The following is a 14314-nucleotide window of genomic DNA, read 5'->3' on the forward strand; positions in this document are numbered from 1 at the left end:
AACCACAGACCCCATCAGGCCTTGGCAGGACAAACTCCCAAGGCCTTCGCCGCTACCAAGACCACCGCGATCCAATCAGCGAATTATTGAACATCGACAGCAATGACGGGGAGAGAGCTACCCGCCTCGCGACAGCTCTCGCTTGTATGACGCGTAATTCGGCTGATCGACTGCGAGCTTGTCCATCGTGGTCTGCCAGAGGTGCTCGGCAAGGCCCGGCGTTGCGAGATCGATCTCGCCTTTGGCAATGCGCATCGCGAGCGTGCGGTTGAGCTCGATCAATGAACCGTCCATGCCCAGCAGCGCGCGCAGCCGCTCCACCTCCGCCGCATCGCTGCCCTCCTCCCGCGTCAGCTGCCGCGTCACGAGATCGAGGATGTTGATGGCGACGCGCAGCTTGAAAGCCTGGTGGCCGGAGATCAGCGGCGTGATCTCGTTGCGCAAGAAATCGGCGACTGACTTTGTCAGCTCGATCGGCGTGGGTTCGTCCTGCATGCATCAGCTCCCGCGCGGCGCCAGCAGCCGCAACAGATCGATCTCGGTCTCGGAGGCGCGGCGTCCGATCATGGCGCGCTCCATGGAATGGTCAGGCCCCTCGCGAAACCGCTGCATCATGCCGCCGCACATGATGCCCCAGCGCAGCGTGCCCATTACTTCCCAGAATTTCACGCGCGGCGGATCGACCTTGCGGCCCGCGGCCTCATAGCCCGCAAACAGCTCCTCGCGCGAGCCGAAGCCGCCAACCGGCTTGTCGATCTCGCCGAAACGCCACGAGTTGACGCAGACCCAACCGAGATCCTCCATGGGATCGCCGAGATGGGCGAGCTCCCAGTCCAGCACGGCACGGATACCGTCGGCGCCGATGATAAGATTGCCGTTGCGGAAATCGCCATGTACCAACGTCTCCTCCGCCGAGGGACCGGGATCGTGGTCGCGCAGCCAGCGCAGCGCCAGCTCGAACACGGGCTTGGGCCAGTTCAGGCTGCGATAGTCGCGCTCGAACTCATCGACCTCCTTCGCCGCGGTCATGCGGCGCAGCTCCGGCAGCTTGTGCAGCGGCAGCTTGTGCAAACCGGCGAGCACGTCGCCGATCTGCCGCGCCAGCAGCGGCCGTGCGGCTGCGAACTCCTCATCGCGAAGGATCTTGCGGGCGATAGTCTCGCCCTCGATCCGCTGCATGATGAAGCCCGTGCCGAGATCGTCCTCCGGCGTGAGCACATGCATCACGCGCGGCGACGGCACGCCAGCCTCATAGGCGAGCTGCATCAGCTGCGCTTCAGCGGCGAGGCCTGCCGCGCGCGTTGGCGCGGCGCCATAGCCCTTCGGCGAGCGGCGCAGGATTGCGCCTATCAGCCCATCGGGATGCACGATATCGAAGCGCCACGTTTCCTGACTGGCGCCGCCAGAGAGCTTGGCCGCGCCGGCGACGCCGGTCGCACCGGGACACCAGCGCGCGACGCTGCGGGAAAGCTCCGCCTCGATCATTTGCCTTTGAACTGCGCGGGGCGCTTCTCCAGGAACGCGCCGACGCCTTCGCGGAAGTCATCGGTGTCGCCCGCTCGAAGCTGGCACTGGAATTCGAGGTTAAGCTGATCCTCGAAAGAATTTTCCGGGCTGTCCCAGTAGAGTTTGCGGATCAGCGACAGCGCCACCGTCGGGCCGCTGGCGAGCTCGCGTGCGAGCTTCATCGCCTCCTCCATCAGCACGCCGTCATCATAGACGCGGTTGACGAGGCCCCATTCCAATGCCTTCTCGGCCGGCAGCCGCTCGCCCATCAGCGACAATTCGATCGAGCGCGCCCGACCGATCAGGCGCGGCAAGAGCCAGGTGGAGCCGCAATCCGGCACAAGACCGATGCGGCGGAAGGCTTGCAGGAAATAGGACGAGCGCGCGCACAGGATCATGTCACCGAGCAGCGCGAAGCTCATGCCGGCGCCGGCGGCGGGACCGTTGACCGCGGTCACGATCGGGCAATGCAGGTTGCGGATGCGGCGCAGGAACGGATGAAAGCCGGTCTCCAGCGTCAGGCCGGCCTTGGTCTTCTTCGGCTGGTTGTTGCGGCCCTGGAGATTTGCCCCGGTGCAGAACGCCCGCCCAGCGCCGGTCAAAACGACGCAGCGCACCTCATCCTTCTTCTCCTCGATCGCATCCAGAGCTTCGGCAAGGCCGCCCAGCATGTCCAAGGAGACTGCGTTCATCACCTCCTGATGGTCGAGCTTGAGGATCGCGACCGAACCATCGAGATCGAGCGTGACGTGTTTGAACTGCATGGTTTCCTCGTCAGCTTGCCGCCTGCGTCAGTTTCGCAGACCGGAATTTGTTTTTCCGGGCGCATATTTGATTTTTGGCGCGGTCTTGTCCATGGTGATCAGAGCATAGCAAGCAATCTTGCGCGCAGCGGCTGATCCGCCGCAGGCCAAAACAGGAAACGCGCCATGAACCTTTTCGACCTTTCCGGCCGCGTCGCCGTGATCACCGGCGGCAATGGCGGCATCGGGCTCGGCATTGCGCAGGCGCTCGCCGGCCAGGGCTGCAACGTCTCGATCTGGGGCCGCAATGCTGACAAGAACAAGGCTGCTGCCGCGAGCCTGGCCGGCCTTGCCGGCAAAGTTGACACCCGCGTCTGCGACGTCACCGATCCGGCCTCGGTCGATGCTGCGATGAAGGCGACGCTCGACGCGTTCGGTCGGGTTGACGGCTGCTTTGCCAACGCAGGCATCGGTGGCGGCGGGCGGCGCTCGTTCATCGAGCGCACCGAACAGGAATGGCGCACGATGTTTTCGACCAATCTCGACGGCGTATTCCACGCGTTCCAGGCCGCGGCAAAGCACATGACCGAGCGTGCCAATGCCGGCGACCCCTTCGGCCGGCTGGTTGCGACCTCGAGCCTCGCCTCGATCTTCGGCACCGCGCGCAACGAGCATTATGCGGCGACCAAGGCCGCCATCAACGCGCTGGTGCGTGCGCTCGGCGTCGAGCTCGCGCGTTACGGGGTCACCGCGAACGCGATCCTGCCGGGCTGGATCAAGAGCGACATGACCGCGGGGCTCATGGCCAACGACAAGTTCGTCGCCAACGTGATGCCGCGCATTCCGGTGCGGCGCTTCGGTGAGGCATCCGATTTCGGCGGCATTGCAGTGTATCTGATGAGCAAGGCGTCGTCGTATCACACCGCCGATACATTCGTGATCGACGGCGGCTATACGGCGTTTTGATCTCGTTAACCCGGATGGAGCGCAGCGTAATCCGGGACAGCCAAAAGCAAACAGACCCGGATTTCGCTGCGCTCCATCCGGGCTCCAAACTCGGAGGGAATGGGCAAATGTTCTCGCACGTGATGATCGGCACCAACGATCTCGACAAGGCCAAGGCGTTCTACGACAAGCTGCTCGGCACGCTCGAGGTGCGGCCGGCCAGGGTCGACGGCCATCGCATCTTCTACATCACCAAGACCGGTGTGTTCTCGGTGTCGAAGCCGATCAACGGCGAACCGGCGACCTGCGCGAATGGCGGCACGATCGGCTTTGCCTGCAATTCGCCGGAGCAGGTCGAGGCTTGGCACGCGGCCGGAGTCGCGGCCGGTGCGACCTCGATTGAGGATCCGCCCGGTGTCCGCCAGGGCCCAGGCGGCAAGCTCTATCTCGCTTATTTGCGCGACCTCGACGGCAACAAGATCTGCGCGATGCATCGGATGCCGAACTAGGTCTGGGCCATGCCCCGGCTTGCCGTCTCCGCTGAAGCTTCGCCGGCCGAGAGCGCTTGTGCCCGGCGTAGCCTATTAGCGGAGCCGGGACCGGGGCATCCGGTACGCCGCGGCTTTTCGGTTCAATCACCGTCGTCTCTGGAATACTGGATCGCCCGATTGAATCGGGCGATGACAGCGGAGGTTGTCGCGAGCGCAGCGAAACCTCATCACCATTCAAACAACATTTCAAACGCCTTGGCGATATTCCATCGCGTGGCATGGCTCTGCGTGAAAAATGCGCGCTCGCACTTTGGCGGCGCTGCGACTATTCTTGCGCTCAGCGGAATCCTAGCGCTCCGGGAGGAACAATGACAAAGCACACCTACATTCCCCGCACCACCAACTACACCCTCAATCCCGGCGACGAGCTCAACGACTTGCGCATGTCGGACCAGGTCCGCCCGCTCTACGACCACGTCAAGAAGTTCATCCGCGACACCGTCGAGCCGATGTCGATCGAGTTTGCCAAGGCCGGCGAGAACAAGGAGGATCGCTGGAGCTTTACGCCGAAGCAGCTCGAGGTGCTCGAGAAGGCCAAGAACAAGGCCAAGCAGGAAGGCCTCTGGAACTTCTTCCTGCCCGATGACGAGACCGGCCAGGGCCTGAAGAATCTCGACTACGCCTATATCGCCTCCGAGCTCGGCAAGAGCCCGCTGGCATCCGAAACCATGAATTGCTCGGCGCCCGACACCGGCAACATGGAAGTTCTGGAGCGCGTCGGCACCAAGGAGCAGAAGGAGAAATGGCTGAAGCCGCTGCTCAACGGCGAGATCCGCTCGGCTTACGTCATGACCGAGCCGAACGTCGCCTCCTCCGACGCAAAGAACATCTCGACCACGGCCAAACTCGTCGGCGACGAATGGGTCATCAACGGCGAGAAGTACTACATCTCAGGCTTAGGGGACCCCCGCTGCAAGATCCTCATCGTGATGGTGAAGACCAATCCGGATGCGGCACCGAGCAAGCAGCAGTCGCAGATCCTCGTGCCGCGCGATACGCCCGGCGTCGAGGTGCTCGGGCCGATGTACGTGTTCGGCCAGGACCACGCTCCGCGCGGCCACATGCATATGCGCTTCAATAATGTCCGGGTGCCCAAGGAGAACATCCTGCTCGGCGAGGGCCGCGGCTTCGAGATCTCGCAGCTCCGCCTTGGCCCCGGCCGCATCCATCACTGCATGCGCACCATCGGCAAGGCCGAGAAGGCGCTCGACCTCATGGTGCAGCGCGGCCTCACCCGCGAAGCCTTCGGCAAGAAGATCGCCCATCTCGGCGGCAACATGCAAATCATCGCGCAGGCCCGCTGCGAGATCGAGGCGATGCGGCTGATGGTGCTGAAGGCCGCGAAGGCGATGGACGTGCTCGGCAACAAGGAGGCCCGCGTCTGGGTCTCCATGGTCAAGGCCATGGTGCCGGAGCGCGCCTGCAAGATCATCGACCAGGCTATCCAGATGCACGGCGCCACCGGCATCTCGCACTGGACGCCGCTGGCCGAGATGTATCAGGACGTGCGTCACCTCCGCTTTGCGGACGGTCCGGACGAGGTGCACTGGATGGTGGTGGGACGCCACGAGCTGAGCATGGCGTGATCCGCACTCTCTGTTCCCTCCCTCGCTTGCGGCAGGGTAGTCGCATTTGGGAGAGCCCTTCTTTGTGGCCATCCTTCGAGACGCCCGCCGTTGGCGGGCCCTCAGGATGAAGGACCGAGTGCGCGGCAGCAGCTTCAACGGGCAAGTGCCGCTTAGCCTCATCCTGAGGAGACCGCGAAGCGGTCGTCTCGAAGGACGAGGCGCGCGCTCGGACGCCGCCAAAAGTCATATGCGATCGCGCCTGCCGCTCGCGATGAGAGGAGTCGACGCTGCACCTTCTCGCGGAGACTCCCCCTCACCCGGATCGCAAGAGCGATCCGACCTCTCCCCGCAGGCGGGGAGAGGTGAAGAAGCGCTACATCGCCGGCGAGAGCTTGTCCTGCGTCTTGGTCTCGAAATCGCTCGCGTCGTGGCGCTCGTGGAGCTGGCTGGCGGGATCGCCGGAGACACGATTGACCATGCGGCCGCGCTTCACGGCCGGGCGCTTGGCGATCTGATCGGTCCAGCGCTGCACGTTCTTGTAGTCCTGCACCGAGAGGAATTCGCCGGCGCCATAGACCAAGCCCTTGGCGAGGGCGCCGTACCAGGGCCACACCGCCATATCGGCGATGGTGTACTCGCTGCCCGCGAGATATTCGTTGTCGGCGAGCCGCCGGTCGAGCACATCGAGCTGGCGCTTGGTCTCCATCGCGAAGCGATCGATGGCGTATTCGATCTTGGTCGGCGCGTAGGCGTAGAAATGGCCGAAGCCGCCGCCGAGATAGGGCGCGCTGCCCATCTGCCAGAACAGCCAGGACATCGCCTCAGTGCGGGTCTTGACGTCCTTCGGCAGGAAGGCGCCGAACTTCTCGGCGAGGTAGAACAGGATCGAGCCGGACTCGAACACCCGGATCGGCTCGGGCCCGGAGCGGTCCATCAGCGCCGGGATCTTGGAGTTCGGATTGATGTCGACAAAACCGCTGCCGAACTGGTCACCGTTGCCGATCCTGATCAACCAGGCGTCGTATTCGGCGCCCTTATGGCCGAGCGCCAGCAACTCTTCCAGCATCACCGTCACCTTCACCCCGTTCGGCGTCGCCAACGAATAGAGCTGGAGCGGATGGCGGCCGACCGGTAGCTCCTTGTCGTGGGTGGGGCCGGCGATCGGGCGGTTGATGTTGGCGAACTGCCCGCCATTTTCCTTGTTCCAGGTCCAGACTTTGGGCGGCACGTAGGCAGGGGTATCGGTCATGCGAGAGGCTCCGGCGGAAAGATGCGCCTGCATTAATTAGCCCGCAAATGGCAGATGACAAGGGCTGCTCGATCTGCGCCCGGCGCGGGCCTCAGGCTGGCGTCATGCGACCTCGCCTGGCTGCCGCCTGCGCCGGCGCTTCGGACTCCATCCCGAAGCCCTCCATGCACCAGGAGTTAGCCTGCGAGTGGAGCATCGCGCGGCGTGTCCACGCAAGATGCGCCGTCGAATCCGGCATGGCATCGCCAGCGACGATCCGCTAGCGTCGCTTTGCTTCGCCGCGACAGCAACGAGAACGCGAAGACCGCCGGGAGAGAGCCATGAAATCGCCAATTTGCGACATGCTGGGGATCGAGTTCCCGCTGCTCGCCTTCAGCCATTGCCGCGACGTCATTGCGGCCGTCAGCCGCGCCGGCGGCTTTGGCGTGTTAGGTGCCACCGTGCACACGCCTGATACGCTCGAACGCGAGCTGAGATGGATCGACGATCACGTCGATGGCAAGCCCTACGGCATCGACGTGCTGATCCCCGAAAACATCTCCACCGCGGGCGAGAAGAACGTCACCTGGAAGAGCCTGGAAACGCGCGTGCCGCAAGAGCACCGCAACTACGCGCGCGATCTCCTGAAGAAGTACGACATTGAACTGACGACCACTGAGGTCGCCGCCGACCAGCCGCAGCCGTTCGACGCCAAGACGGCGCTGGAGCTGCTCGAAGTTTCGTTCCGCCATCCGATCCGGCTCATCGCCAATGCACTCGGCGTGCCGCCGAAGGCCATGATCGAGATGGGCAAGACCCACGGCGTGCCCGTTGCTGCGCTTGTCGGCGCCAAGGAGCACGCGCTGCGCCAGGTCGCAGCCGGCGTCGACATTCTCGTGGTGCAGGGCACGGAAGCCGGCGGCCATTGCGGCGAGGTCTCGACCATGGTGCTGGTGCCGGAGGTGATTAAGGCGATCAAGCCGATCCGCGAGGTGCCGGTGCTGGCCGCCGGCGGCATCATGACGGGCCGGCAGATGGCGGCCTGCATGGCGATGGGCGCGGCCGGCGCCTGGACCGGATCGGTGTGGCTTGCGACCGTCGAGGCCGAGACCACGGAGATTTTTCGCGAGAAGATGATCGCGGCGTCCTCACGCGACGCGGTGCGCTCGAAGGGCCGTACCGGCAAGCCGGCGCGACAGCTCCGCTCGGTCTGGACCGATGCCTGGGACCGCGCGCCGGAGAGCCCGGGCGCGCTGCCGATGCCGCTCCAGAGCATCATCAGTCGCGACGCCTTCAACTCCATCGACCGCGCGGCGGCGAGCGGCAATGCCAAGGCGCGTGATCTCGTCAGCTATTTCGTCGGCCAGGGCGTCGGGCTGATCGACAGCGTGAAGTCGGCCGGCGCCGTGGTGCAGGAGTTCAAGCAAGAGTTTGCGGAGGCCGTCGAGCACATGAATGCGCTGGTGGCGGAATGATGGACCCTCATGCTGAGGAGGCGCGCAAGCGCCGTCTCGAACCATGAGCGCCCGTGGCCTATCCTTCGAGACGCCTGCTTCGCAGGCTCCTCAGGATGAGGTCGGAGATCTCAGAGAGTGAAGAAGCAAGAACAATGACGACTGTTTCCCCAGACCGCATCCCCGTCATCGTCGGCGTCGGCGAGATTGTCGACCGTCCCAGGGAGATCACTGATGGCCTCGAGCCGCTCGATCTGCTCGAACAGGCGCTGCGGCGCGCGGAAGCAGACGCCGGCGCAAAGCTGCTGGGCGAGGTGCAGTCGCTTGACGTCGTGAACTTTCTGAGCTGGCGCTATCGCGATCCGGAAGCGCTGCTGGCACAGCGGCTCGGCATCTCGCCTTCGCATTGTTACTACGGCCCGGTCGGCGGCGAGAGCCCGATCCGCTATATCCACGAGGCTGCGAAGCGCATCGCGCGGGGCGAATGCACCGTGGCGGCCATCTGCGGCGCCGAGGCGCAATCGACCGCGACCAAGGCTGAGCGCGCCGGGACAAAGCTGCCATGGACACCATTCGCGCACGACGTCGAGGAGCCCAAGCGCGGGGCAGCGTTCCAGAAACCGCTGGCAGTGAGACTCGGCGTGTTCCGCCCCGTCACCGTCTATCCGTTCTATGAGGCGGCTTCGTCCGCTCATTGGGGCCAGACGCCGCGCGAGGCGATGGCGGAATCCGGGACACTATGGTCGCGCTACTCCGAAGCCGCGGCGCAAAATCCCAATGCCTGGCTGAAGCGGCGCTATGCGCCTGACGAAATCACGACGCCGACCGCGGACAACCGCCTGATCGCATGGCCTTACAATAAGCTCATGGTCGCCAATCCCAGCGTCAACATGGGCGGCGCGCTGCTGCTGACGAGCGTTGCCAAGGCGCGTACGGCGGGCATTGCCGAGGGCAAGCTGGTCTATCCGCTCGGCGGCGCCTCGGCGGAGGAGCCGCGCGACTATCTCCTGCGCGACCAGTTCTACGAGAGCCATCCGCAGAACGCGGTTCTGAAGGCCGTGATGGATCTCGCAGGCGGCGACGGCAAGAGGTTCGACGCCATCGAGCTCTACAGCTGCTTCCCGTGCGTCCCGAAGATGGCGCGGCGCACGCTTGGCCTGGATGCCGACGTGCAGCCGACCGTGACCGGCGGCCTCACCTTCTTCGGCGCCCCGCTCAATACCTACATGACGCACGCGGCCTGCGCGATGGTGCGGCGCGTGCGCGACGGCGCCAAGCTCGGTCTGCTCTACGGCCAGGGCGGCTTTGTCACCAAGCACCACGCGCTGGTGGTGTCGAAAACGCCACCGCGCGAGGCGCTGGTGCAGGAGACGAGCGTGCAGGCGGAAGCCGACCGCAACAAGCGGGCCGTGCCGGAATTCGTCGCGGAGGCAACTGGCAAGGGCAAGGTCGAGAGCTTTACCGTGCTCTACGGCCGCGGCGGCGAGATCGAGCATGGCGTGGTGATGTTGCGGACGGCAGACGCTCGCCGCACGCTAGCGCGGATTCCAGCGAGCGACACGGCGACGCTGACACATCTGCTCAACATGGATCGCACGCCGGTGGGATCAGTCGGCGAGGTCACGATGGCGGCCGACGGCGTGCCGGAGTGGCGGGTGACGTAGCTCTCGTGTCCCGGACGCGGTGCGGCATGCAAGGCCGCTCCGCAGAGCCGGGATCCGGCAAGAAACACGGTGCTTTGAGGCGAGACGAGGCCGGCTCAGCAGCGCATCACTTCATGCTGCGCTGCGTCCGGGGCACGAGGCGCCCTAGCTCTTCGGTGCCTGCTTCTCCGACGCAGTCGCCGGCTTGGCCTTGGCGCCAACCACGCGCACCGCATCCCCATCCGACAGGCCGTCCGGCGGTGCCGTGATGACGCGGTCGTCCGCTGTAATGCCCGAAGCAAGTTCGATCTCGCGGCCGAGGTCGCGCGCGATGGTCACGGTCTTGAACTGTACCTTGTCGTCCGGGCTGACCGTCGCAACGCGCAGGCCATTGCTGTTGAAGATCAACGCACTGGCGGGGATGCTGAGCGGCGCGGAGTCGCGCTGCAAGTTGAGCTTCACGCTGGCATAACCGCCGGGCATCAGCTCGCCGCTGGAATTGTCGAGCCCGAGCTGCATCCGCGTGGTGCCCGAGGCGACGTCGACGGACTGGGAGGAGGCTTCCACGGTCGCCTGGAACGACCGATTCGGATATTCCGGGAGCGTGATGGTGGCCTTGGCGCCGATCTTGACCGCCGGCACATAGTTCTGGGGCACGTTGACGTAAACACGCAGCTTGGTGATGTCAGAAACCACGAACATAGCCGGACCCGCCCCGCCGCCGGCATTGATCAGCGCGCCGACGTCGGTGTCGCGGGCGGTGACGACGCCGTCGAACGGCGCGGTGATCTTCTTGTAGCCGGCCAGCGCTTCGAGCCGCTCCACGTTGGCCTGGCCCGAATGCACGGCAGCGTTCTTGTTGGAGAGATCGGCAGTGCGCTCGTCGATCTCCTGTGCCGAGACGAAGTTCGAGGCGACCAGCGTCTTGCGGCGGTTCAGCGTCGCTTCGGACAGCCTGGCGCTGGCCTGCTGGCTAGCGAGGTCGGCGCGGGCCTGCAAGAGCTGCTGATCGAGGTCTGGCGCCTCGATCTCGGCAATCACCTGCCCTGCCTTGACGCGGGCGCCGATATCGGCGCTCCAGCTCTTCAGGTAACCCGACACGCGCGCGAAGATCGGCGCGCGGTAATAGGCCTCCAGCCGGCCCGGCAGATCGATGGTGGCGTTGAGGGCCTTGGCGTTGGGCTGGGTCACCGCAACGCTCGGAATGGCCTGATCATCGGTCCATTCCTTCAGCTTGGAGCCCTGCTCCTCGCGGGCACGGATGCCCGTGCCCACGACGAGGCCTGCCGCAATCAGCGCCACCACGCCGAAGATGCCCAATTTCCGGTGCGACACCGGGGAGCGGGTCTCAGTGGGCGACATGCGCAGTCTCCAATGGGGCGGCGGCTTTGGCGCCTTGTTTCTTGTGTACCATGCTGAACACCACGGGAACAAACATCAGCGTGGCGAAGGTTGCAAAGATCAGGCCGCCGATCACGGCGCGGCCGAGCGGCGCATTCTGCTCACCGCCCTCGCCGAGGCCCAAGGCCATGGGTGCCATGCCGATGATCATGGCGAGCGCGGTCATCAGGACGGGGCGGAATCGGACGAAACCGGCTTCCAGCGCAGCGGCGACGGGATCGCCGAGCTCCTCGTAGCGTTCACGCGCGAAGGAGATCACGAGCACGCTGTTGGCGGTGGCAACGCCCATGCACATGATGGCACCGGTGAGCGCCGGCACCGACAGCGTGGTCTCCGTCATGAACAGCATCCAGACGATGCCCGCGAGCGCGGCCGGCAACGCCGTGATGATGACGAAGGGATCGGACCAGGACTGGAAGTTCACGACGATCAGGAAATAGATCAGCACGACGGCGCCAAGCAGGCCGAACAGGAGACCAGTAAAGGCGCTGTTCATGGTCTGCACCTGACCGAGCAGCACCACGGACGAGCCCTTCGGCACCTCCTTTGCGGTGTCCGCGATCAGCTGACGGATGTCGGCGGCGACCGCCCCGAGATCGCGGCCCGACGTGGTCGCGAAGATCTGCACCATCGACTGAATGTCGTACTGCGAGACCACCGCGCTCGAGGTCGAGCGCTTGATGTCGGCGATGCCGCCGAGGATCGGCGATTGCGCATTGCCGGTCGCGGTGATCGGCAGCGTCTGAAGCGCGCTGAGCGAGTCGATCTGGTATTGCGGCGTCTGCATCACGATCGAGTACGACACGCCGTTGTCGGGGTTGAGGTAGTAGGTCGGCGCGACCTGCGAGGAGCCGGCGAGATTGACGACGAGGCTGTTGGTGACGTCACGTTCCGTCAGACCGACATATTGCGCGCGGGTGCGATCAACATCGATATTGAATGTCGGATTGTTTGGCGATTGCTGGATGCGCGCATCGGCAACGCCGGGAATCTTGCGGACCTTGGCCAGCAGATTATTGGCGTAAACGAAATTGGCGCTGACATTGGCGCCGCGAATCTGGAGGTCGATCGGCGCCGGCGCGCCAAAGTTCAGGATCTGGCTGACGATGTCGGCGGGCAGGAACGCGAAGCTGACGCCGGGGAACAATCGCGGCAGCTGCTCACGCAGCACGCGTACATGCTCTTCGGTCGGCTTATGGCCTTCTTTCAGCTTGATCTGGATGTCGCCGTCCTGCGGGCCGATCACGCCGGTGTTGTTGTAGGTCATGTTGATGCCGGAGATCGGCATGCCGATGTTGTCGGTCATGGTCTCGATCTCGCCCGGGATCAACTTGCGGACCGCCTTCTGCACGTCGGCGAGCTGGTTGGCGGTCTCCTCGACGCGGGTGCCGACCTGGATGCGGACATGCATCAGGATGTTGCCGGCATCGACCGCGGGGAAGAAGTTGCGCCCGAGGAACGGCACCAGGGCAAAGGACGCGCCGACCACGCAGAGGAAGCCGATCACGAACACCGCACGCTGCACCAACGCGAGGCCGAGCAAACCACGATAGAAGCTGCGAATGCGCTCGAACCGCGCCTCGAAGCCGCGCTGGAACCAGACGAAGGGATTGCGCGACTTCGGCGGCCCGCCCTCGTGATGGACATGCGCATGCAGCAGGTAGTTCGCCATGGTCGGCACCAGCGTGCGCGACAGGATGAACGACCAGATCATCGCGAACATCACGGCTTCGGCCATCGGCACGAACAGGAAGCGCGCGACGCCGGTGAGGAAGAACATCGGCACGAACACGATGCAGATGCAGAGCAGCGACACAAAGGCCGGCGTCACGATCTGGTTGGCACCATCGAGGATCGACTGTTCGACCGGCTTGCCCTGCTCCAGATGGTAATTGATGTTCTCGATCGTGACCGTCGCGTCGTCGACGAGAATGCCGACGGCGAGCGCAAGGCCGCCGAGTGTCATGATGTTCAGCGTCTCGCCGATCGCCGACAGCATGATGATGGCACCCAGCACCGACAGCGGGATGGAGACCGCGATGATGATGGTCGAGCGCCAGCTGCCGAGGAACAACAGGATCATGACGCTGGTGAGCAGCGCCGCGATCACACCTTCGAAGGCAACGCCCTGGATCGCGCCGCGGACGAACACCGATTGATCACCGATGAAGCCGATCTTCAGTGCGTCGGGCAGCTGGTCCTTGACCTCGATGACCTTCTGCTTGATGCCGGCGATGATATCGAGTGTCGAGGTCGCGCCCGCCTTCAGCACCATCATCAGCACCGAGCGGTTGCCGTCGACATGGACGATGTTGGTCTGCGGCGGATTGCCATCGCGCACGCTCGCGACGTCGCGGACGTAGACCATCGCGCCGTTGACGGTCCTGATCGGCAGATTGCCGAGCTCGTCGATCCGGAGCGGCGAGTTGTTGAGCTGGATGTTGTATTCGAACTGGCCGATCTTCTGGGTGCCGACCGGCGTGATGAGGTTCTGGGCGGCGAGCGCGTTGGCAACGTCCTGGCCCGAGAGGCCGCGGGCCTGGAGCGCGGTCGGATCGAGGTCGATCTGAACCTGGCGCTGCTTGCCGCCGAACGGGTACGGGATCGCCCCCCCGGGCACAGTGACCAGCGGCGTGCGAAGCTGATTGATGCCGATATCGGCGAGGTTCTGCTCGGTGAGGCCTTCACCCGACAGCGCCACCTGGATGATCGGAACGGTGGAGGCGGAGTAGTTCAGGATCAAGGGCGGCGTCGCGCCAGGCGGCATCTGCTTGAGCAGCGTCTGCGAGATGGCGGTGACTTGCGCGTTCGCGGTACGGATATCGACGTTGGGCTGGAAGAAGATCTTGATGATGCCGAAACCGTTATAGGAATTGGCAGTGATGTGCTCGATATCGTTGACCGTCGTCGTCAGCGCGCGCTGGAACGGCGTCGTAATGCGGCCGGACATCTGGTCGGGCGGCAGGCCGGTGTACTGCCAGACCACGCCGATCACGGGAATGCGAATGTCCGGGAAGATATCAGTCGGTGTCCGCAGCGCCGCCAGCGGCCCAATGATCAGCAGCAGCAGCGCGAGCACGACGAAAGTATAGGGCCGGCTCAGGGCAATACGGACCAGAGCAATCATGCGCCAGGCAATTCCAGGTCAAGCAAGAATGTGGAAATCCGCCCCCGGGGCGACCCCCATCTCCCTTTACCCGAGCGCCGCCGGAAACGCTAACCTCCGGCGGCCTTCGCGCATTCACTTCCCTGCTACCGCACTGCGAAATCTACAT

11 protein-coding genes are annotated in these 14314 nt (G+C 64.5%); 5 read left to right on the forward strand and 6 right to left on the reverse strand.

The features are described 5' to 3' along the window. Nucleotides 1-117: 117 nt before the first annotated feature. Genes IVA78_RS32190 through IVA78_RS32200 form a run of 3 tightly spaced genes read right to left on the reverse strand, consistent with a single transcriptional unit; the run spans nucleotide 118 to nucleotide 2270 of the window. Nucleotides 118-495: a DUF6285 domain-containing protein gene (locus tag IVA78_RS32190; RefSeq protein ID WP_247279776.1), complete on the reverse strand. Its 378-nt coding sequence runs from the start codon at nucleotides 493-495 to the stop codon at nucleotides 118-120. A gap of 3 nt (nucleotides 496-498) precedes the next feature. Beyond that, on the reverse strand, nucleotides 499-1485 hold the full coding sequence (locus tag IVA78_RS32195) for a phosphotransferase family protein (RefSeq protein ID WP_247279777.1): 987 nt from the start codon (nucleotides 1483-1485) through the stop codon (nucleotides 499-501). After that, the gene (locus IVA78_RS32200; protein ID WP_247279778.1) at nucleotides 1482-2270 is read right to left on the reverse strand and encodes an enoyl-CoA hydratase/isomerase; all 789 of its coding nucleotides are present in this window, start codon (nucleotides 2268-2270) and stop codon (nucleotides 1482-1484) included. Before IVA78_RS32200 ends, IVA78_RS32195 begins: the two co-directional genes overlap by 4 nt. Before the next feature lie 165 nt (nucleotides 2271-2435). On the opposite strand from IVA78_RS32200, the gene IVA78_RS32205 reads away from it, so the two are divergent. From IVA78_RS32205 to IVA78_RS32215, 3 genes are all read left to right on the forward strand, one after another. Continuing rightward, complete coding sequence (locus IVA78_RS32205) at nucleotides 2436-3215, forward strand: SDR family oxidoreductase (RefSeq protein ID WP_247279779.1); 780 nt, start codon at nucleotides 2436-2438, stop codon at nucleotides 3213-3215. 107 nt (nucleotides 3216-3322) lie between these two features. Beyond that, entirely contained in the window at nucleotides 3323-3703 is a 381-nt protein-coding gene (locus tag IVA78_RS32210; RefSeq protein WP_247279780.1) for a VOC family protein, read from the forward strand. A 350-nt stretch (nucleotides 3704-4053) separates the two neighbouring features. Continuing rightward, the gene (locus tag IVA78_RS32215) at nucleotides 4054-5331 is read left to right on the forward strand and encodes an acyl-CoA dehydrogenase family protein (protein ID WP_247279781.1); all 1278 of its coding nucleotides are present in this window, start codon (nucleotides 4054-4056) and stop codon (nucleotides 5329-5331) included. Between the two features lie 355 nt (nucleotides 5332-5686). Here IVA78_RS32215 and yghU read toward each other — a convergent pair whose 3' ends face one another. Next, nucleotides 5687-6562, reverse strand: a complete 876-nt coding sequence (gene yghU, locus IVA78_RS32220) for a glutathione-dependent disulfide-bond oxidoreductase (RefSeq protein ID WP_247279782.1) — start codon at nucleotides 6560-6562, stop codon at nucleotides 5687-5689. A gap of 320 nt (nucleotides 6563-6882) precedes the next feature. Here yghU and IVA78_RS32225 point away from each other — a divergent pair, with 320 nt between their 5' ends. Together IVA78_RS32225 and IVA78_RS32230 are read left to right on the forward strand one after the other, a co-directional pair. Further along, on the forward strand, nucleotides 6883-8016 hold the full coding sequence (locus tag IVA78_RS32225) for a nitronate monooxygenase (protein ID WP_247279783.1): 1134 nt from the start codon (nucleotides 6883-6885) through the stop codon (nucleotides 8014-8016). 134 nt (nucleotides 8017-8150) lie between these two features. After that, on the forward strand, nucleotides 8151-9659 hold the full coding sequence (locus tag IVA78_RS32230; protein WP_247279784.1) for an acetyl-CoA acetyltransferase: 1509 nt from the start codon (nucleotides 8151-8153) through the stop codon (nucleotides 9657-9659). A 144-nt stretch (nucleotides 9660-9803) separates the two neighbouring features. Here the strand turns inward: IVA78_RS32230 and IVA78_RS32235 are convergent, their stop codons facing one another. Together IVA78_RS32235 and IVA78_RS32240 are read right to left on the reverse strand one after the other, a co-directional pair. Further along, nucleotides 9804-11000, reverse strand: a complete 1197-nt coding sequence (locus IVA78_RS32235; RefSeq protein WP_247279785.1) for an efflux RND transporter periplasmic adaptor subunit — start codon at nucleotides 10998-11000, stop codon at nucleotides 9804-9806. Next, the gene (locus IVA78_RS32240; protein ID WP_247279786.1) at nucleotides 10987-14166 is read right to left on the reverse strand and encodes an efflux RND transporter permease subunit; all 3180 of its coding nucleotides are present in this window, start codon (nucleotides 14164-14166) and stop codon (nucleotides 10987-10989) included. The genes IVA78_RS32235 and IVA78_RS32240 overlap by 14 nt, the downstream gene beginning before the upstream one ends. Nucleotides 14167-14314 lie beyond the last annotated feature (148 nt).

The sequence above is a fragment of the Bradyrhizobium sp. 137 genome (assembly GCF_023074095.1).
Classification (GTDB): domain Bacteria; phylum Pseudomonadota; class Alphaproteobacteria; order Rhizobiales; family Xanthobacteraceae; genus Bradyrhizobium.